Below are 17,936 nucleotides of genomic sequence, written 5' to 3' on the forward strand. Positions count from 1 at the left end.
GTGACGCTGCATGAGGTGACGTTGCATGAGGTGACGTTGCATGAGGTGACGCTGCATGAGATGACGCTGCATGAGGTGACGCTGCATGAGATGACGCTGCATGGGAAAGCCCGCCGCACGGGTAGGGACGGACCGCGTGCGGCGGGCTTGGTCGTGGGCGCCTAGGCGGCTGTTCTTCCTCGGCTAGCCGAGGAAGACGTAGTCGGCCTGGTAGGGGACCTTGGCGATCGGCTTGGTGTTCGGGTCGCAGGCGCCGGTCGGGGCCACGCCGCCGATGGTGTTGAGGCGCAGGACCTGGGTGGCGCCGGCGAGCAGGCCGCTCTTGGCGCCGACCTGCGTCGCGTCCAGGACCAGCTCGGGGATGTTGCCGTCGCCGTTCGGCGTCTTGGTGACGGCCTTGCCGGTGACCGCGCTGCCGTCACGGGCGACCCACTGCGGCGGGCCCTGCGGGCCGGGGTTGACGAACGAGTGCTTGATGCCGTCCACCAGCGTTGCCTTCACGCCCTCCTGGGTGAACGCGAACGAGCCGTCGGCCTGCTTGGTGCAGCGGTAGATCTGCTCGCCCTGGATGACCGGCTTGGTGAACGTACGGGACTGCGTTCCGCTGAACGGCGCGAACTGGCCGCGGACCGCGCCGCCCGGGAACTCGGCGGTGTGCAGGTTGGCGTAGAAGCCGTCGGGCGAACGCATGACCTTCCGGGCGATGTCCCCGCGTACCGGCGTCATCCCGGCGAGCCCGGTCACCCCTGCGGGCAGGCCGCTCGGCGCCTCGAACAGGTCGGCGGCGACCGGCCCGTTCATGCCCTTGGCGCCCTGGTGGATGTGGCCGACCGTCGGCTGCCCGATGGACGCCCAGGTGAAGCCCCACGAGATCATGCCGTCGTGGCTGCGGGCGAACGCGGTGCCGCGGCCGTCCGGGTCGCCGGTCTTCTTGCCCTCGGGGTTGGGGATCTCCTGCGCGCCGTCGATCGCGGCCTGAAGGCGCGCCGGCGAGCTCCCGATCAGTACCCCGTTGAGGTCGGCGGGCTTGGACAGCTTGTGGAACTGCCCGCGGACCGCGCCGCCGGGGAACTCGCCGGTGTGGATGTTGGCGTAGAAGCCGGTCGGGTTGTTCTTCAGCTCGTCGAGGGTGGCCTTGTCGGTCACCCGCACCACGCCCGCCACGCCCCGCGCGGTGTCGGGAAGGGTGCCCGCGAAGAACGGAACCTTCACGGCGCCGTTGGAGCCCTTGACGCCAAGGTGGACGTGGCCCGCCGTCGGGGCCGCGATGTCGTTCCAGCGCAGCGCGTACCAGAGCTTGTCGCCCTGGATCCGGATCAGCGCGGTCGCGCTGCCGTCACGGTCGCCCACGGCCTTGCCGTCGTTCGAGGGGACCTCGTTGCGGCCCTGAAGGCTGGCCGCCAAGTAGGTGATGTCGCTGTTGGAGGCCTCGGCCAGGCTGTCGACCGGAAGCTCGGCCCCGTTGACCGGTACGGCGCCGGTATGAGTGTGCGTGCCTGTGGCCTTGCTGGAACCGTTCGTCAGATTGCCGGTGACGCCAGTGGCGGCGGCCACCCCCGCCCCCGAGGCGACGATCGCGGCGGCGGCGATGGTGGGAAGGAGAACCTTGCGAATGGACATTCTTACCCCTGGTCTCTTAGGGCGGTTTGCTGTCTTCACCCTTTCGCACGAGGAGCTTCCGGCCGCGGGTTCAATAGGTTTCAGAATTTTCTTCTTATCTGATTGATGGGAGATGCTTATCAACCGATTGAAAGTATGCGCGCATGAGTCCATGCACGCGAAAAGGGCCGCCCCGGGACGGGCGGCCCTTTTCATCGGTCTCGAGTCTTGTCGGTCGTGCCCGATCAGTTGTGTCAGAGGGGAATGGACAGCAGTTGGCCGCCGTCGGTTCCGCCGTTGTCGATCCGCACCTCGAAGCGAGCGAGGTCCTGGCGTGGGATCGCCGTACCGCCGTGCACGATCAGTGGGTTGGGCTGGCCGGGAACGCCGTAGCCCTTGTTCGGGACCGCCCACGTCGTCACGGTGTCGCGGACGCCCGTCTTGGACACCGCTTCGAGCTTGCACTTCAACGGGCCGTGAACGCCGCGCAACTCCAGTCCGACGTGCGTGCCCCAGCCCTTGCTCTCCAGGCCCACCAGACCGGACGCGCCGGTCTTGGCGTCGCTGCCGTTGTGTCGTTCGCCCCAGATGACCAGGGCCTGTGCCGGCGTGTGGTTGTGGTCGCCGCCGGTTCCGCCGTCGCCGCCGCCGATCGCCGAGCCCACGGTGAGCCCGGTGGCCAGCAGTGCGGCCGCGGCGACGGAACCGATCAGGTAGGTGCCCCTGCGGTGCCGCCGCTCGGCCCGCCTGCGCCGCTCAAGGAGGTCGATCACCCCGGGCGGCGGCGCGCTCGCGGAGCCCGCGTCCGTGCGAGGCGGCGGAACGGCGCCCGGCGGACCCGCGTCGGGCGCCGGGACGGCTCCGGTCGTCGGGGCCGTTCCGGAGAACTGGACCGTGGCCGGCGGTGGAACGGCGCCGGACGCGGGATGGGCGCCCGGCGCCGGTGGGCCATTGCCGTCCAGCCCCATGATTTCATCGGCGATGGAACCGACACCCGACAGCGCGTTGGCCAGTCCGGCCATTCCGCCGAGTTCCGCGCGGCACGCCGGGCAATTCTGGAGGTGCGCCTCGAATGCGCGCTTGTCGTCCTCTTCCAGAAGTCCGAGCGCGTAAGCGCCGACGTCGGTGTGCTCGATCTGGGAGCTCATGCCGTCACACCCCTTTCTTCAAGTGCGACGCGCAAAGCTCGCAGTGCGTAATAAACCCTGGATTTGACCGTGCCCACCGGAATGCCGAGCACCTCGGCGGCCTGGTTGACCGTACGGTCGCGCAGCACCGTCTCGGTGAGGATCTCCCGATGGGCCGGTGACAGGGCGGTGAGCGCCTCGGTCACGACCACTTTGCGTAGGAGCCCTTCCATCTCGTCGGCCATGGGCAGGTTCTCCAGGGGACCGTCGCCCACCTCGGGCGGCCGTACGTCCCGAGACCGCCGGTTGTCGATCACGATGCGTCTCGCGACCGTGGCCAACCATGGCATCAATGACGCCCCGTCGACGTCCAGCCGGTCGGCGCTGCGCCATGCCCGGATCATGGTCTCCTGAACGACGTCCTCGGCCCACTGCCGGTCTCCGCCGGTCAGGCGCAGCGTGAACGTCAACAGGGGCCGATGATACTGGCGGTACAACTCGGCGACCAGCAGTTCGTCCTCGGCGTCCGTTACCGGTCTAGGGCGGCGGAAGAGGTTCCGCAGCCCCCCGGTGGGACGGCCGACTGTTCCGGGCGTTGCCATGGCCGGGCGTCTCCGTCGGGTAGGGGGTCCCTGGAAAACGGGCGGTCAGGAGGCAGTACGGGACGGATCCGGCCACGGGTTCAACCGATTTGAAGTTCTTTTATGGTTGGCTTCAGGAAGACCGCTTGATTCCCTTCGCCGCGTGGGCGACCTTGGCGGCCTGCGCCTTGCTCACGGCCGCGCCCTTGGCAGCACCTTTGGCGGCACCCTTGGACGCGCCCTTGACCGCGTCCTTGGACGCGGCCTTCGCGCTCTTGGACGCCGCCTTGGCACTCTGGGCCGCCGACCTGCTCCGGCTCTTGGCCGCCGCCTTCGCCGCCGTCCTGGCCGAGCGCGCCGCCTTACGCCCGCCCTCGCGCCGCGCCTCCTTGATCTGGTGCTTGGCCTCGCGGCGGGCGTTCTTGAGCTCGGCCGCGGTCTCCCGCCGGAGCACCCGCGTCTCGAGCGCCGCCTCGTGCGCCTTCCGGCGCAGCGCGCCGCTGTTGCGCCGCGGCTCGGTGGCGACCATGAGCAGGGCGCCGAAGAGACTGGCGTTCTTGAGGAGATGCGAGCGCTCGCTCTCGCGCCGTTCCGGGTCGTCCTCGGTCCAGTAGCGGTGCTCGGTCGCCAGGCTCGGGACGAGCTGCGCGGCCAGCAGGAACGTCGTCATGCGCCGGAACTTGCCGGTCAGCAGCAGGACGCCGGTCCCCAGGCCGATCGCGCCCTCGATCCGTACGAGCGTGACGGGGTCCTTGGTCGGCAGCCAGTCCAGCCGGTCGGCGATGGGCTTGACCGTGGGTGCGACCTGCTCGGCTCGGGGGCGGGGGTCGCGGAGGGTTTCGAGGCCGGTGATGATGTACGGGGCCGCCACGAACGGGCGGGCCAGTGTCGTGATGGGTCGCATGGGCCCTACATGCCCGGCGTTTCCGGCCCTATGCGGCCGGTCCCGGCCGTTCCGCCCGACGTTCCGTCCGACCCAAGGGGCAGGATGGGGGGATGTGCGGTCGCTATGCAACGACCCGGGCCCGCCAGGAGCTCCTTGACGAGTTCCAGGTGCAGGTCGACGCGGTCGAGAAGAATCTTCAGCCCGACTACAACGTCGCGCCCACCAAGCAGGTCCCGGTCGTTCTGGACCGCGCGCCCAAGGACGCGCCCGAGGACGCCCAGGCCGAGCGGACGCTGCGCACGGTCCGCTGGGGGCTGGTGCCGGTCTGGGCCAAGGACCTCTCCATCGGCAGCCGGATGATCAACGCCCGGTTCGAGACCGTTCACGAGAAGCCGGCCTACCGCCGCGCGTTCGCCAAGCGCCGCTGCCTGCTGCCCGCCGACGGCTACTACGAGTGGTACGTCCTGGAGTCCTCCAGGGAGCCCGAGGAGGACGACCCGGCCGCGGGGGAGAAGAAGGCCAAGAAGAAGAAGCCGCAGAAGCAGCCCTTCTTCATTCACCCCAAGGACGACGCCATCATGGCCATGGCCGGGCTCTACGAGCTGTGGAAGTCGCCCGAGGACGAGTGGATCTGGACCTGCACGGTGATCACCACCGACGCGCCCGACGACCTGGGCCGCATCCACGACCGGATGCCCATGATCGTCAAACGGGACAGCTGGGACGCCTGGCTCGACCCCACCCTGACCGAAACCGAGACCGTACGGGGCCTGCTGACCCCCGCCATGGCCGGGACCATGGAGGCCTACCCGGTGTCCAAAGCGGTCAACAACGTGAAAAACAACGGGCCAGAACTCATGGAACCCGCCACAAACGGGGATAGTCCTAGCAACTCTTCCGACAGCCTGTTCTGACTGCTCCCACGGACGCGCGCCGCCCGAGGGCGGCCGAGAACCCCTTGCCCCCGAAGGGAGTTCGCGCACGTGGACGTCGTCATCGCCCAAGGCCGCCTGGAGGTCATGCTGACCGACCTCGACCGTTCGATCGCGATCCTGCGGGGCGAGCACCCCGAGCGTGAGCTCTCGGCCGCCGACGCCGGCTCGGGCCTCTGCGACAGCGACCGCGTGGAGGCGGCGCTGGAGTCCCTGGAAGGCCACCGCAGCATCGTCAGAGCCGCCCTCGCCCGCATCGACGCCGGTACCTACGGCCAGTGCCTGGGCTGCGGCCACGACGTCCCAGAAGGCCGCCTGGAGGTCCGCCCCGACGCCGCCCGCTGCCTCGGCTGCCAGACCAAGCACGACCGGGCTGTGCGGCATTAGCCTCCACCGCCTCGGGCCCTCGCCTGGCGGCTCGGGCCCGAGCCGCGAAAGCGGCGGGCGCCAGACGGCTTCGCCGTCTTCGCGGGCGACTCCGCCTCCGGCTCGTCACCCGCTCAGGTAGCGCGCCCGCGTGCGGGAGGGGGTCTGGTGGGGCGAGGCGGCCGGCGCCTGGGGGCGGGTCAGCGACGGTTGAAGTGGGGGCCGGGGCGGCGAGCGCTGGCCAGCAGGTGGATTCCCAGGGACTCGTCGCCCAGGGGAGCGGTCAGTTCTGTGCGGACGAGGCGGCTCAGGGCCTTGGGGGACCCGGTCAGGAGGTGCTCGACGGTGGACGGGGACAGCGTCGTACGGGGCCGGATCCACTCGACCTCCAGCCCCGCGCCCGTCAGGAGCTCGCGGAGCTGATCGGCCTGGAAGCAGCGGGTGATCGTTCCGTCCGGCCAGGGGATGAGCAGCACCTCGGCGGCCGGAACGTCCGACAGGTGAGCCCAGTAGTTCTGCTCGGCCAGGATCGCCATGCCGAGGGTGAGGCTGTCGACCGAGAAGAACAGGCGCCCGCCCGGCCGCAGCACCCGGGCGATCTCCGCGACGGTGGCCTCGGTGGCCAGATGCCGCGACAGTGCCCGATCATCCGCGACCACCGCGTCCAGCGACGTATCCGCCAGGCACGCCAGCGACTCGGAGTCCGCGATCACCGGATGCAGCGACCCGTGCCCCCGAGCCGCCCCGTTCCCGTTGGCCAGCCCCGCGCCACCCGCCGATCCAGCGCCGCGGGCCGATCCAGCGTCGTCGGCCGGTCCGGCGCCGTGGGGCCGCCCAGCGCCGTCGGCCGATCCGTTGCCGTTGCCGTTGCCGTTGGAAACGTTTCCAGGCGGTGGGGGAGGCCCGTGCGGCGGAGTCGAGCCTGCACCGTTGGAAACGTTTCCAACGGGTTCTGGGGGCTCGGCGTTGCCACCGGGATCTCGGAGCTCGGCTTCGGCGCTCGGATCTCGGAGCTGGATGACGTGGTGGCCCGCGGCCGCGGCCTGGGCCGCGGTGTGCGCGTCGGGGCCGGACAGATCCAGCACGTGGGACGGTTTCCTGGGGAGCCATCGGGCCAGCTGGGCGGCGGCCACCGCCCAGTAGAAGGTCCAATAAAGCGCCAGTGACTCGCCGTCGTGGCGCAGGCTGGCGATGGTGGGCTCCGGGGGACCCGCCGGCAGCGGTAGCAACGGTTTGCTCCTGTTCTAGCCGTGTATGTGACTTCCTTCCCCGTCCGGAGCGGTCATCACCCTACGTGCAGGTAGGTGTGAGGTGACCCTGGACGCGCCGGGAATCTCGGGACGGCCGGTGGTGTTGGACCGACGCACAACGGTCTGCGCGGCCTTGATCGCGCACCGATACCACGTGTGCTCAGCGGAGGTGCAGGGGATGTCTACAGCTGTTGCCGACGGTGCCAGGGTGAAGGCGCCGCCGGGCACACCCGCTGGCGTGGTCGCCCCCCGCCGACCGATATCGTCAGTGGGGTACGACGACGCCGTCGTCGCCACGATGAAGGGGGTGGGTCAGGTACCGAGCACCACGGAGACCGTGGAGCAGCGCCAAGAGCGATTCCAGCGCGACGTGCTCCCGTTCTTGGACCAGCTGTATTCGGCCGCGCTGCGCATGACGCGCAACCCGGCGGACGCGGAGGATCTCGTTCAGGAGACCTTCGCGAAGGCCTTCGCGTCCTTCCACCAGTTCAAGGAAGGCACGAACCTCAAGGCCTGGCTGTACCGCATCCTGACCAACACGTTCATCAACTCCTACCGCAAGAAGCAGCGCCAGCCCCAGCAGGCCGCCACCGAGGAGATCGAGGACTGGCAGCTCGCGCGGGCCGAATCGCACACCTCCAGCGGGCTGAAGTCGGCCGAGGCCGAGGCCCTGGAACACCTGCCCGACTCGGATGTGAAGCGCGCTTTGCAGGACTTGCCGGAGGAGTTCCGCATCGCTGTGTATCTTGCCGATGTCGAGGGTTTCGCCTACAAGGAGATCGCCGAGATCATGGGCACCCCCATCGGTACGGTGATGTCGCGGCTGCACCGCGGTCGCAGGCAGCTGCGCGGCATGCTGGAGGACTACGCTCAGGACCGTGGTCTCACCCGTGCGAGGGAGGGGTCCGCATGAGCTGCGGCAACCACCACGAGACGCCCTGCACCGAGGTGCTGGCGCGGGTCTACACCTACCTCGACGGCGAGCTCGACCAGGGCGGCTGCAGCGAGGTGCGCGAGCACCTCGACGAGTGCGGCCCCTGCCTGCAGGAGTACGGCCTGGAAGAGGCCGTGAAGAAGCTCGTCAACAAGTCGTGCGGCTGCGAGCCCGCGCCCGGCGAGCTGAAGGCCAAGATCCTCGGCCGCATCGAGGAGATCTGCGGCGAGATCAAGGCCGGCGAGACCACCGGCACTGGCACCAGCACCGCATAGCCCTCGCGTAACCGGCGTATCGGGTGACCGCGTGGCCGCGTGGCCGTGTAACGGAAGCGTCCACCCGGGGCCGCCCGGCGGTCCGGGCGCGGTCCGGCTCGGTATCGTGCTGGGATGCGCGTACTCGTCACCGGCGCGGCCGGATTCATCGGGTCCCATCTCGTCGACACGCTGCTCGCCGAAGGGCACGAGGTGGTCGGGGTCGACGACTTCTCGACCGGCTCCAACGCGCGCGACGACATCGAGATCTGGCGCATGGACGTCGCCGATCCCGCCCTCGTGGAGCGGGTGGCGGCGGCCAGGCCGGAGGTCGTCTGCCACCTCGCCGCCCAGGTGAGCGTGCGGGTGAGCGTCGGCGACCCGCTGGCCGACGCGCGCACGAACGTGATGGGGACCGCGAACGTGCTGGAGGCGGCGCGGGCGGCGGGCAGCCGCAAGGCCGTGTTCACCTCCAGCTGCGCGGTCTACGGGGTGCCCGACGCGCTGCCCGTTCCGGCGGACGCCGAGCTGCGGCCCGCCTCGCCGTACGCGGCCTCCAAGGTCTCCGGCGAGGTCTACGCGCGCATGTACACGGCGCTGCACGGCCTGTCGCACACGATCCTGACCCTGGCCAACGTGTACGGGCCGCGCCAGACGCCCGAGGGCGAGGCCGGGGTGATCTCGATCTTCACCGACGCGCTGCTGACCGGGAAGCCCACCAAGGTGTTCGGGGACGGCAAGCAGACCCGCGACTACGTGTACGTGGGCGACGTCGTGGACGCGTTCGCCCGTTCCACCGGCCACTCGGGCGACGGTATGCGCTTCAACGTCGGCACGGGTGTGCAGACCACCGACCGTGAATTGCACACGCTGGTCGCCGAGGCCGCGGGCGCGCCCGACGAGCCGGCGTTCGCCCCGGCGCGGCTCGGCGACCTTCCCGCCATGGCCATCGACCCTTCGCGGATCGTCGCGGAGCTCGGCTGGACCCCTCGCGTACGGCTGCGTGAGGGACTGTCCGAAACCGTGGCGTGGGCGCGGGGACGGTGACGTCCACGGGGTGTTTGATCACTCAAGGTGACGATTACTTCACGCTTTGCTCACGATTCGCCGCATGCCTGTGGGGCCTGGGCCGCTCGCGTTAGGCTTGTGCCGAAATCAGCGACGGGAGCGGCAACTGCCCGGGTCACCGGGGAGTCATGCTCGTCCGGGCGGCGCGGACCTCAGCGGTGTCGCCGGACTCGGACGCCCGGTGAACGGGGGGAGGCAAGGAGTCATGCCCGAGCATGTGCAGGCGGCCGTCCAGGGCCGGGGCGACGGCCCCGTCGCCTCGCCGCCCAAGGGCGTGTCCTGGGTCTAAGCTCCCGGCTACGGCCGCGTCGACTCCCGAGGGGGCGGCAATGCGTGGACTACCTCTAGCGGCCTGGGCGTACGTCGTCGGCATCGTCGCCCTGGCGGCGGGGCTGATCGCGACGTCGTCCTTCGACCTCAACTGGAAGTGGCTGGCCGTGCTGGCCGTCCTCTTCCTCATCTGCGACTCCGCGCCCGCTCTGCTCAATGTGGAGCGTGCCCGTGTCTCGCTGAGCTTCGCCGCGGGCCTGGCCTCGGTGGTGCTGCTCGGCCCGGCCGGCGCGGCGCTGCTCGGGCTCTGCGCGGTGGTCACCGGGCAGCGGCTGTTCGCTCCGGTCAAACGCCTCTTCAACGGTGCGCAGTTCGCACTGTGCGGCTTCGCGGCCGGAACGGTGTTCGACGCGCTCGGCGGACGCAAGGTCAGGCCCGGCGAGGTCGAGTGGGTGCAGCACGTTCTGGGCCCGTTCGTCGGCGCCCTGGTCACCTTCGTCGTGGTCAACCTGCTGCTGGTCGCGGGCATCCTGCTGCTCAGCAAGCAGGCCACGTTCAGCGAACTGCTGCACGAGAGCGGCCAGCTGGTCTTCTCCTGCCTCGGGTACGGCATGTTCGGCCTGCTGATCGCGGGCCTGTGGTCCAAGGTCGGCCCGTTCGCCGCCGTGCTGGTGCTGCTGCCGCTGTTCATCGCGCGCTGGGCGCTGGAACAGACGCGCGCCCAGCAGCAGGCGCACGCCGCCACCCTCGCCGCGCTCTGCCAGGCGGTCGAGACCAAGGACTACTACACCCGCGGCCACTCCGAACGGGTGTCGCGCGGCTCGGTGATGATCGCCGAGGAGATCGGGATGCGCTCGGACCGGGTGGAGGCCATCCGGTACGCGGGGATGCTCCACGACGTCGGCAAGCTGGGCGTGCCCACCAAGGTGCTGCAGAAGTCCGGCTCGCTCACCGAGGAGGAGTTCGCCGCGATCCAGCTGCACCCGATGCGCGGGCTGGAGATCGTGCGGGAGATCGGCTTCCTGGACGAGGCGCTCGCCGGGATCATGCACCACCACGAGAAGATGAACGGCCGCGGCTATCCCATGGGCCTGGCCGGCGACGAGATCCCCGAGTTCGCCCGGGTCATCTCGGTGGCCGACGCGTTCGACTCGATGACCTCGACCCGCTCCTACCGCGCGGCCCGCACGATCGAGGAGGCCGTCGAGGAACTGCGGCGCGGCGCCGGCGACCACTTCGACCCGGGCATCGTGGAGGCGTTCCTGCGCGCTCTGGAACGTGACGGGTGGGAGCCGCCGAAGCCGGTCGTGCTGCCCGAGGACGACGTCGTCGAGACCACCCAGCAGGACCACGACGACCCCTCCACCCCCATCAAGGTCGCCGGCGACGGGGTCCGCCGGTGAGTGAGACGCGTCGCGGGCCGGCGGCGCCGCGTTCCTCCTGGCAGACCATCGACTCCGGCCAGCTGCTGCTGATCGCGTTCGCCGGGCTGTTCGTGATCGTGGCGATCACGCAGGTGGCGGCCGTACGGCTGGAGCAGCCCAACGTCGCGATCATCTTCGGCGTGCTGATCGCGCTCGGCGAGCTGTTCCGCATGGTCATGCCGGGCAACCGGGAGGTCGCGCCGATCGCCAGCGCGGGCGCGATCGGCTACGCGCTGCTGGTCGGGGTCGGCCCGGCGCCGCACCCGGTGAACTCCTCGCTGAAGGTGGTGCCCGCCGGGCACTCGCCGCTGCAGGTGGTCGCGGTGACGGCGGTCGGCATGCTGGTCGGCTCGCTCCCGCACATCGCGGTCGGCCGTTCACCGGGCCTGGACGCGATGGCGCGGCGGCTGTTCACGGTGGCGATCGTGGCGCTCTGCTTCCGGCCGATCGCCAACAACCTCGACAACTGGCAGCTGCTGCTCGCGCTGATGGGCGTCGCGACCGTGCTGGCCTGCATGTGCGACGTGGTGATCGCCGCGATGATCCGGGCCGAGACGGTACGGGTCCGGTTCGGCATCGCGCTCGGCGACGAGATGCGCGCCAAGCTCGCGCTGTGCGCCGCGACCTCGGCGACCGCGATGCTGATCGCCGTCGCCACCACCGTGATGGGCCCGGCCGCGCTGCTGATCTTCACCGCGCCGATCCTGGTCACCCAGTTCGCGTTCCGGCGGTACGCGGGGGTGCGCGCCACCTACCTGCAGACCGTACGGGCGCTGTCGCGGGTCACCGAGGTCGGCGGGTACGTCGAGACCGGGCACTCGCGGCGGGTGTCCTGGCTCGCCGTCGCGATGGGCCGCGAGCTCGGCATGAAGGAGGAGGAACTGCTGGAGCTGGAGTACGCGGCGCTGATGCACGACATCGGCCAGCTCTCGCTCCGCGACCCGATCCCCGGCGGCGCCACCGTGCTCGCCTCGCCCACCGAGCAGCGCCGCATCGCCGAGCTCGGCGCCGAGGTGATCAAGCAGACCGGGGTGCTGGACCGGGTGGCGCACACCGTTCAGCTGTCCTCGCGCCCGTACCGCACCGGCCACGCCGAGGCGCAGTCGCGCCCCGCGCCGCCGCCGCTCGCCAGCCGCATCATCAAGGTCGCCAACGCCTACGACGACCTGGTCGGCGACTCCGCCGACCGCGACCGCGGCGCCGCCGTGCTGGAACGGCTCCGGCTGGACTCGGCCTCGGAGTACGACCCGACGGTCGTCGAGGCCCTCAGCCGCGTCGTGGACCGCGTCCCGCGCCTCTGATCACTTCCGTACGCGCTGATCGCCTCCCGTACGCCACTGATCACTTCCGAACGACGCTGCTCACCTTCCGTGCGCCGTGTCCCAACGGAGCGTCGGGACAGATCCAGGGTGCGGTATCAGTTGTGAGAGCGGCCGTACTGGGCACTACGGTCCCCACTAATGTCGTGGCGTTGTCGGCGAGTCGGTAAGGGAGTGCCCGCAGGTGTACGAGTCGGTCCTTGTGGCGAACCGAGGCGAGATCGCCAGCCGGATCATCCACACCGTGCGTTCGATGGGTCTGAAGGCCATCGCGGTCTACTCGGAGGCGGACGCGGACCTGCCGTTCGTCGCCGAGGCCGATGAGGCCCTGCTCATCGGACCGCCTCAGCCGGCGGCCAGTTACCTGGACATGCCGGCTCTCCTGGAGGCGGCCAAGCGCACGAACGCGCAGGCCGTTCATCCCGGCTATGGGTTCCTGGCCGAGAGCGCGGAGTTCGCGCGCCGGGTGGTGGACGCCGGGCTCGGCTGGATCGGTCCGCCGCCGATGACGATCGCCCGGATGGGCGACAAGATCAACGCGCGGAACCTCATGAAGGACGCCGGGGTCCCGGTCTCGCCGGGCGTCTGGGAGCCCGTACCGGACGTCGGCACCGCCGTCGAGGAGGCCGAACGCATCGGCTACCCGGTCATGGTCAAAGCCGCGGGCGGCCACGGCGGCCTCGGGATGAACGCCGCCTACGACGAGGCCACGCTGCGCCGCGCGTTCGAGATCGCCTGGTCGGAGGCCGACCGCCTGCTGGGCAGCCCGGACGTCCTCATCGAGCGGTACGTGGAACGGGCGCGCCACGTCGAGGTGCAGATCCTCGGGATGGCCGACGGAACGGTCGTCGCGCTGGGCGAACGGGACTGCTCCGTTCAGCGCCGCCGCCAGAAGGTCGCCGAGGAGACGACCTCGCCCGCCGTCACGCCCGGCCTGCGCGCACGGATGCTCGACGCCGCCGTACGCGCCGGGGAGGCCGTCGGCTACCTCGGCGCCGGGACCGTCGAGTTCCTCGTCGACGCGGCCGCGCAGGACTTCGTCTTCCTGGAGATGGACACCAGGCTCCAGGCCGAACACCCCATCACCGAGCTGGTCACCGGCATCGACCTGGTCGAGCAGCAGCTGCGCGTCGCGGCCGGCGAGCCCGTCTCGTTCACCTCGGTGGAGCCGCGCGGGCACGCGATCGAGCTGCGCGTGTACGCCGAGGACCCGCGCGGCTTCCAGCCGAGCCAGGGCAGGATCGAGCTGTGGGAGGAGCCCGTCGGCGACGGCGTCAGGATCGACGCGGGCTACGCCGAGGACACCTCGGTCGGGCCGTTCTCCGACCCGCTGCTGGCCAAGCTGTGCGTGCACGCCGCCGACCGGGCGGGCGCGCTGAAGCTGGCCGCCGACGCCGCCGACGCGTTCATCATCGAGGGCCTCGCGACCAACCTGCCGTTCCTGCACGACCTGCTCCGCAGGCCCGAGTTCCTCGACGGGACCTACGACACAGGGATCGTCGACCGGATGTCGAGCGGCTGACGGTACTGTTCCGCTCGTGACTGTGCCACATACGGGGCCCGAGGAGACCTACTGCGACCGCTGCGGCGAGCCTGCGGCGGCGGGCGACCACGCGGCGTGCCAGGCCGCGCGCCGGATGGAACCGCCGCGCTACTGCGCCCGGTGCCGCCGCCGCATGGTCGTTCAGGTGACGCCCACCGGCTGGACCGCCCGCTGCTCACAACACGGCGAACTCGCCTCCACCTGACCGCCCGCCGCCCGCGGCCCGCCGCCGGGCTCTGCCGTGCGGCCGGGGCCGGCCCGTCAGGTCTGCGGGGCGAAGCCGCCGACGACCACGGCGTTCGGCGCGACGGTCATGCCGTGCGCGTCGACCTTTCGCGTGCCGCCGCCGTGCGGCAGCGTGATCTGGACGGCGGCCGCCTCGGTGGACGCCCCGGCTCGCGGGGTGGTCAGCGTGAACCGGATCGGCTTGTCGGGGGTGAGCAGGGTCGGCTGAGTGGCCGCGCCCGGCTTGGCGGTCGCGACGGTGTGCCCCGCCGTGTCCAGGAGCGTGACCGTCGCGAGCCCGACCAGCGAGCACGACGTCGCCGACTCCTCGGTCAGCAGGATCGGGTACTCCCTGGAGGCGCCCCGGTCGACCGGGTCCTGGACGGCTGCGGTGATCTGGTTGGCGAGCCACGTGCAGGCGGTACCCTCGGCCACCTTCTTCGGGTCGTAGGTGCCCGTCGGCAGAGAGGTCGGCGGGGTCGGCGTGACGGTGCCGGAACCGGGCCTCATCTGGGGTCCGGTCGGCCCGCTGGTCGCGTTGGACACAGGGGTGGCGTCGCCGCTGCCGCCGCAGGCCGTGAGCCCCATCGCGATGCCGAGCAGGGCGAGCGCGCTCGCGCCCCAGGTCGTCGTCCGCTTCACTTCATCCCCCGATGAGTCCATGCAGTGATCGTCAGACTACCGAAGGTGAGAGCGGTGGTGCGGCTCAGACCCCCGTGGTGCTGCGGGGGTAGGCGATCTCGGGGTCGGTGGCGACGTTGACCAGGTACGGGGCGCCGGAGTCGAACGCGCGGCGCAGGGCGGGCCCGAGCTGCTCGGGGCGGGTGACCAGCTCGCCGACGCCGCCGAGCGCCCGCACGACCTCGTCATAGCGGCATTCGGGCTGCAGTTCGGCGGCCACGTCGTAGCCGTAGAGCATCTGCATCGGGTGCTTCTCCAGCCCCCACGCGCCGTTGTTGCCCACGATCATGACGACCGGCAGGTTGTGGCGGACGAGGGTGTCGGCGTCCATCAGCGAGAAGCCCGCGGCGCCGTCGCCGAGCAGCAGCACGACCTGCGACGACGGGCGGGCGATGCGCGCGGCGGCGGCGTAGCCGAGGCCGGTGCCCAGGCAGCCGTACGGGCCGGGATCCAGCCAGCCGCCCGGCCGCTTCGGCTCGACGTACTTGCCCGCGTACGAGACGAAGTCGCCGCCGTCGCCGATCACCACGGCGTCGTCCTCCAGGACCTTGGCGAGCTCCCCGTACAGCCGCATCGGGTGGATCGGGTCGGCGGGGGAGGCCAGCAGCTCGGCGTCCCCGGCCACCGCCGCGCGGGCGGCGTCGCGCAGGTCGCCCGCCCAGAGCGCGTACGAGGCCGGCGTGACTCCTGCTTTGCCTGCGGCTGTGGCCAGGCCGGTGAAGATCAGCGAGAGATCGCCGGCCGCCGCGCCCGCCGTGAGGGTGTGGGTGGCGAGCTGGGAGGGCGAGTCGGCCAGGTGAACGACCTTGGCCGCGCCACCGCTGTGCTCACCCGGGGGGCGGCCCCCGGAACCCCCGCCGAACGATCCGTACCCGAGCCGGAAGTCCAGCGGCGTACCGGCCACGATGACCAGGTCGGCCTCCCGGAAGGCCTTGGAACGGGCGCGGGTGACGAGGAGTTCGTGGCCGGGCGGGAAGATGCCGCGGCCCTGGCCGTTCGCGACGACCGGCAGGCGCAGCTCCTCGGCGAACGCGCGGGCGGCCTCGTCGGCGCCGTCCATCCACACGTCCGAGCCGAGGACCAGCACGGGACGGCGGGCCTCGCGGAGCAGGGCGACGATGGCGGCGAGCGCCTCGGGGTCGGGCTCGGCGCGTTCGGGGGCGGCGGTGGTGCTCTCGTCGGGGACCTCGGGCGCGGGGCCGAAGAGGTGGTCCATGTAGAAGTCGAGGAAGACCGGGCCCCGGTGCGGCGTCGCGGCGGTGTCGAACGCCTTCGTCACGTCGGCCGCGAGCGTGTCGGGGCCCTGCGCGGTCGTGGCCAGCTTGGTGACCGGGGCGACCAGGGGAGGGTGGTCGAGCTCCTGCAACGCTCCAGACCCCCAGCGGGCCTGCGGGGCCCGTCCGCCTAGTACGACGACCGGTGAACCGTTGAAGTGGGCGGTGGTGATGCCGCTGATCCCGTTCGTGATGCCGGGCCCGGCCGTCAGCACCGCGAGCGCGGGCCGCCGGGTCAGCCGCGCGGTGCCCTCGGCGGCGAAGACCGCGGTCTGCTCGTGCCGCGTGTCCAGGATCCGGACCGGGGGATCGGTCTTCACCGCGCCGTCGTACAGCGGGAAGACGTGGCCGCCGGAGAGGGTGAACATGGTCTCGACGCCGTAGCGCCGCACCACTGACATGACCGCGTCGCCACCGTGCCGAGGGTTCATGAACGCACGTTAACAAGCGCTCGGCCGATGAATAGTCGTTAGACACTTGACGACGCATGCGGCGAGGGGATTGATTGGCCCCATGCCGGTTCCTCGTTCGATCCTCAGCAAGGACGACGTCACGGGTCTCGACCTGGCGGTCGTGGCCGGCGCCTGGCCGGAGGACATCTCCGGGCACTTCGTCGTCAGCACCTCCGACCAGCGCACCCACCCCGTCCACGCGTTCTTCGGCGACGGGATCATGGCGCGGCTCGCGCTCCGGCCCGGGACCGACGGTGCCCCGGCGGGTCGCTTCGCGTGGCGGCCCCGCGTCGTGGACACCCCCTCCGTACGGCTGCGCCGCAAGCGGCCTGACCTGTTCGCCGCCGGGCCCGTCGGCACCAACTCGCCGTGGGGCTTCGTGAACGCCGCCAACACCGCGCCGCTGCCCTGGGGCGACCGGCTCTTCGCGACCTGGGACGCCGGGCGGCCGGTCGAGGTCGACCCGGTCACGCTGGCGTTCGTCGCCGAGGTCGGCCACCGCGACGACTGGAAGCCGACCATCGACCAGGCCGTGCTGCCGCTGGTCTCCTCGACCGCGCACCCGGTCGTCGACCCCGACCGCGGCTGCCTGTGGAGCGTCAGCCGGGACGTGATGACCGGCGTGACCTCGGTGATCCGCTACGACGGAACGGGCCGGAACGTGCGGCGCTGGGAGGTCGAGGGCGCGACGCTGCCGCAGGCCACCCACACGATCACCCAGACCCGCGACTGGCTGGTCCTCGCCGACACCGCGTACAAGGTCGACCCCGAGGAGATCTTCGGCGGCGACCGGACCGTCGCCAACAACCCGGACGGGCCGCTGCTGCTGATCCGCAAGGACGACCTGGACCCGGGGCGTTCCACGGCCGGATGCCGGCAGTTCCGGATCGCGCCCGAGGTCAACCACTTCTACGCCCGCTACGACGACGCCGACGGCATCGAGGTCGTCATGGAGCACAGCAAGGGCGTCGACATCGGCATGTACCTGCGCGAGGACGACGTGGACGCGTTCGGGCGCCCGGTCGACCCTGCCTTGCGCGGCATGTACTGCCACGGCATGACCCCCGCGCTCACCACCGTGCTGCGCTTCGACCCGGAGAACGGTCAGGTCAGCGAGCGGGCGCGGGCCTACGACCCGGGCCGCTGGTGGCAGGCCGAGCTGTCGGCGATCGACTGGAGCCTGGAGGGACAGGCCGAGCCGACCCGGCACCACCTGATCTTCCTCGGCTTCCACCCCGAGGCGATCAACCAGCGCGCGCTGGACAACTACGGCGACCGCATCGACCGCTCGCTCTTCCCGAACGAGGAGACCCCGGCGGTGCTGGTCTCGTTCGACCGCGACGGGCTGAAGCCGCTGAACGAGTGGACGTTCGCGCTGGACGACTACCCGACCTCGCCCTCGTTCGTGCCGCGCGGACTCGGCTCCTCCGGACGCTCGCGCTATGCGGGGGCCGATCCGGGCGGGCACGACGGCTACCTGGTCGTGGCCGTGCACAACGACGACCGCTTCCGGATCGAGGTCTTCGACGCCGCCGACGTGTCACGCGGGCCGATCGCGGTGCTGGCGCCCGCGCACGGCGTCACGGTGCCGTTCCTGATCCACTCGGCGTGGATGCCGGAGGCCCGTACGGCACCGGCGGACATCGAACGGCTCCGCTTCGCCGACGACCTCGACTCACGCCTCGACCAGCTACCTCCCGACCTGGCCGCCACCGCCCGCGAGGTGGCCGCAGAGCTGGCGGGCTAGGGCG

At 71.1% G+C, this 17,936-nt stretch carries 18 protein-coding genes; 11 read left to right on the top strand and 7 right to left on the bottom strand.

The features are described 5' to 3' along the window. Positions 1 to 165, top strand: coding sequence for a hypothetical protein (locus J4573_RS24545; RefSeq protein ID WP_208258183.1), 165 nt, complete (start codon positions 1 to 3; stop codon positions 163 to 165). Between the two features lie 18 nt (positions 166 to 183). On the opposite strand, the gene J4573_RS24550 is transcribed toward J4573_RS24545, so the two are convergent. The 4 genes from J4573_RS24550 to J4573_RS24565 form a co-directional block, all read right to left on the bottom strand. Further along, positions 184 to 1,620, bottom strand: coding sequence for a CHRD domain-containing protein (locus J4573_RS24550; RefSeq protein WP_208258184.1), 1,437 nt, complete (start codon positions 1,618 to 1,620; stop codon positions 184 to 186). 233 nt (positions 1,621 to 1,853) lie between these two features. After that, positions 1,854 to 2,747 carry an anti-sigma factor family protein gene (locus J4573_RS24555; protein WP_208258185.1) on the bottom strand — a complete coding sequence of 298 codons (894 nt, stop codon included), beginning with the start codon at positions 2,745 to 2,747 and terminating at the stop codon, positions 1,854 to 1,856. Then, positions 2,744 to 3,328, bottom strand: a complete 585-nt coding sequence (locus J4573_RS24560) for a sigma-70 family RNA polymerase sigma factor (protein ID WP_208258186.1) — start codon at positions 3,326 to 3,328, stop codon at positions 2,744 to 2,746. The genes J4573_RS24555 and J4573_RS24560 overlap by 4 nt, the downstream gene beginning before the upstream one ends. A 112-nt stretch (positions 3,329 to 3,440) precedes the next feature. Then, positions 3,441 to 4,211 carry a DoxX family membrane protein gene (locus J4573_RS24565; RefSeq protein ID WP_208258187.1) on the bottom strand — a complete coding sequence of 257 codons (771 nt, stop codon included), beginning with the start codon at positions 4,209 to 4,211 and terminating at the stop codon, positions 3,441 to 3,443. 92 nt (positions 4,212 to 4,303) lie between these two features. Here J4573_RS24565 and J4573_RS24570 point away from each other — a divergent pair, with 92 nt between their 5' ends. Together J4573_RS24570 and J4573_RS24575 are read left to right on the top strand one after the other, a co-directional pair. Next, a complete protein-coding gene (locus J4573_RS24570) occupies positions 4,304 to 5,107 on the top strand; it encodes an SOS response-associated peptidase (RefSeq protein WP_208258188.1) in 804 nt (267 codons plus the stop codon). Positions 5,108 to 5,176: 69 nt separating this feature from the next. After that, positions 5,177 to 5,512, top strand: coding sequence for a TraR/DksA family transcriptional regulator (locus J4573_RS24575; protein ID WP_208258189.1), 336 nt, complete (start codon positions 5,177 to 5,179; stop codon positions 5,510 to 5,512). A 179-nt stretch (positions 5,513 to 5,691) separates the two neighbouring features. Here J4573_RS24575 and J4573_RS24580 read toward each other — a convergent pair whose 3' ends face one another. After that, positions 5,692 to 6,720: a methyltransferase domain-containing protein gene (locus tag J4573_RS24580; RefSeq protein WP_243773518.1), complete on the bottom strand. Its 1,029-nt coding sequence runs from the start codon at positions 6,718 to 6,720 to the stop codon at positions 5,692 to 5,694. A gap of 319 nt (positions 6,721 to 7,039) precedes the next feature. Here J4573_RS24580 and J4573_RS24585 point away from each other — a divergent pair, with 319 nt between their 5' ends. The 7 genes from J4573_RS24585 to bsaP all read left to right on the top strand — a co-directional run bounded on the left by J4573_RS24585 (position 7,040) and on the right by bsaP (position 13,758). Then, the gene (locus tag J4573_RS24585) at positions 7,040 to 7,654 is read left to right on the top strand and encodes a sigma-70 family RNA polymerase sigma factor (protein ID WP_208258463.1); all 615 of its coding nucleotides are present in this window, start codon (positions 7,040 to 7,042) and stop codon (positions 7,652 to 7,654) included. Further along, entirely contained in the window at positions 7,651 to 7,950 is a 300-nt protein-coding gene (gene rsrA / locus J4573_RS24590; protein WP_208258190.1) for a mycothiol system anti-sigma-R factor, read from the top strand. Before J4573_RS24585 ends, rsrA begins: the two co-directional genes overlap by 4 nt. 114 nt (positions 7,951 to 8,064) lie before the next feature. Next, positions 8,065 to 8,976 carry an NAD-dependent epimerase/dehydratase family protein gene (locus J4573_RS24595; protein WP_208258191.1) on the top strand — a complete coding sequence of 304 codons (912 nt, stop codon included), beginning with the start codon at positions 8,065 to 8,067 and terminating at the stop codon, positions 8,974 to 8,976. 350 nt (positions 8,977 to 9,326) lie between these two features. Next, positions 9,327 to 10,670 (top strand): HD domain-containing phosphohydrolase, encoded by a 1,344-nt coding sequence (locus J4573_RS24600; RefSeq protein WP_208258192.1) that lies wholly within the window; start codon positions 9,327 to 9,329, stop codon positions 10,668 to 10,670. After that, the gene (locus J4573_RS24605) at positions 10,667 to 11,992 is read left to right on the top strand and encodes an HD-GYP domain-containing protein (RefSeq protein WP_208258193.1); all 1,326 of its coding nucleotides are present in this window, start codon (positions 10,667 to 10,669) and stop codon (positions 11,990 to 11,992) included. The genes J4573_RS24600 and J4573_RS24605 overlap by 4 nt, the downstream gene beginning before the upstream one ends. A 202-nt stretch (positions 11,993 to 12,194) precedes the next feature. Beyond that, a complete protein-coding gene (locus tag J4573_RS24610; RefSeq protein ID WP_208258194.1) occupies positions 12,195 to 13,532 on the top strand; it encodes an acetyl-CoA carboxylase biotin carboxylase subunit in 1,338 nt (445 codons plus the stop codon). A 16-nt stretch (positions 13,533 to 13,548) separates the two neighbouring features. Then, a complete protein-coding gene (bsaP, locus tag J4573_RS24615) occupies positions 13,549 to 13,758 on the top strand; it encodes a biotin synthase auxiliary protein BsaP (RefSeq protein WP_243773519.1) in 210 nt (69 codons plus the stop codon). A gap of 56 nt (positions 13,759 to 13,814) precedes the next feature. On the opposite strand, the gene J4573_RS24620 is transcribed toward bsaP, so the two are convergent. Beyond that, on the bottom strand, positions 13,815 to 14,441 hold the full coding sequence (locus J4573_RS24620) for a DUF4232 domain-containing protein (RefSeq protein ID WP_208258195.1): 627 nt from the start codon (positions 14,439 to 14,441) through the stop codon (positions 13,815 to 13,817). Between the two features lie 43 nt (positions 14,442 to 14,484). Next, a complete protein-coding gene (locus J4573_RS24625) occupies positions 14,485 to 16,164 on the bottom strand; it encodes an acetolactate synthase (RefSeq protein WP_208258196.1) in 1,680 nt (559 codons plus the stop codon). An 82-nt stretch (positions 16,165 to 16,246) separates the two neighbouring features. On the opposite strand from J4573_RS24625, the gene J4573_RS24630 reads away from it, so the two are divergent. Continuing rightward, a complete protein-coding gene (locus tag J4573_RS24630; RefSeq protein ID WP_208258197.1) occupies positions 16,247 to 17,932 on the top strand; it encodes a carotenoid oxygenase family protein in 1,686 nt (561 codons plus the stop codon). The last annotated feature ends 4 nt before the right edge of the window (positions 17,933 to 17,936 follow it).

The organism is Actinomadura barringtoniae (genome assembly GCF_017573505.1).
GTDB lineage: Bacteria > Actinomycetota > Actinomycetes > Streptosporangiales > Streptosporangiaceae > Spirillospora > Spirillospora barringtoniae.

What these genes read in the sequence shown, in the direction of transcription:
- J4573_RS24585 (WP_208258463.1), top strand. Translation starts at nt 7,040, where the DNA reads ATGAAGGGGGTGGGTCAGGTACCGAGCACCACGGAGACCGTGGAGCAG.
- J4573_RS24625 (WP_208258196.1), bottom strand. Translation starts at nt 16,164, where the DNA reads ATGAACCCTCGGCACGGTGGCGACGCGGTCATGTCAGTGGTGCGGCGC.
- J4573_RS24565 (WP_208258187.1), bottom strand. Translation starts at nt 4,211, where the DNA reads ATGCGACCCATCACGACACTGGCCCGCCCGTTCGTGGCGGCCCCGTAC.
- J4573_RS24630 (WP_208258197.1), top strand. Translation starts at nt 16,247, where the DNA reads ATGCCGGTTCCTCGTTCGATCCTCAGCAAGGACGACGTCACGGGTCTC.
- J4573_RS24595 (WP_208258191.1), top strand. Translation starts at nt 8,065, where the DNA reads ATGCGCGTACTCGTCACCGGCGCGGCCGGATTCATCGGGTCCCATCTC.
- J4573_RS24620 (WP_208258195.1), bottom strand. Translation starts at nt 14,441, where the DNA reads ATGGACTCATCGGGGGATGAAGTGAAGCGGACGACGACCTGGGGCGCG.
- J4573_RS24560 (WP_208258186.1), bottom strand. Translation starts at nt 3,328, where the DNA reads ATGGCAACGCCCGGAACAGTCGGCCGTCCCACCGGGGGGCTGCGGAAC.
- J4573_RS24555 (WP_208258185.1), bottom strand. Translation starts at nt 2,747, where the DNA reads ATGAGCTCCCAGATCGAGCACACCGACGTCGGCGCTTACGCGCTCGGA.
- J4573_RS24600 (WP_208258192.1), top strand. Translation starts at nt 9,327, where the DNA reads ATGCGTGGACTACCTCTAGCGGCCTGGGCGTACGTCGTCGGCATCGTC.
- J4573_RS24550 (WP_208258184.1), bottom strand. Translation starts at nt 1,620, where the DNA reads ATGTCCATTCGCAAGGTTCTCCTTCCCACCATCGCCGCCGCCGCGATC.
- rsrA (WP_208258190.1), top strand. Translation starts at nt 7,651, where the DNA reads ATGAGCTGCGGCAACCACCACGAGACGCCCTGCACCGAGGTGCTGGCG.
- J4573_RS24570 (WP_208258188.1), top strand. Translation starts at nt 4,304, where the DNA reads ATGTGCGGTCGCTATGCAACGACCCGGGCCCGCCAGGAGCTCCTTGAC.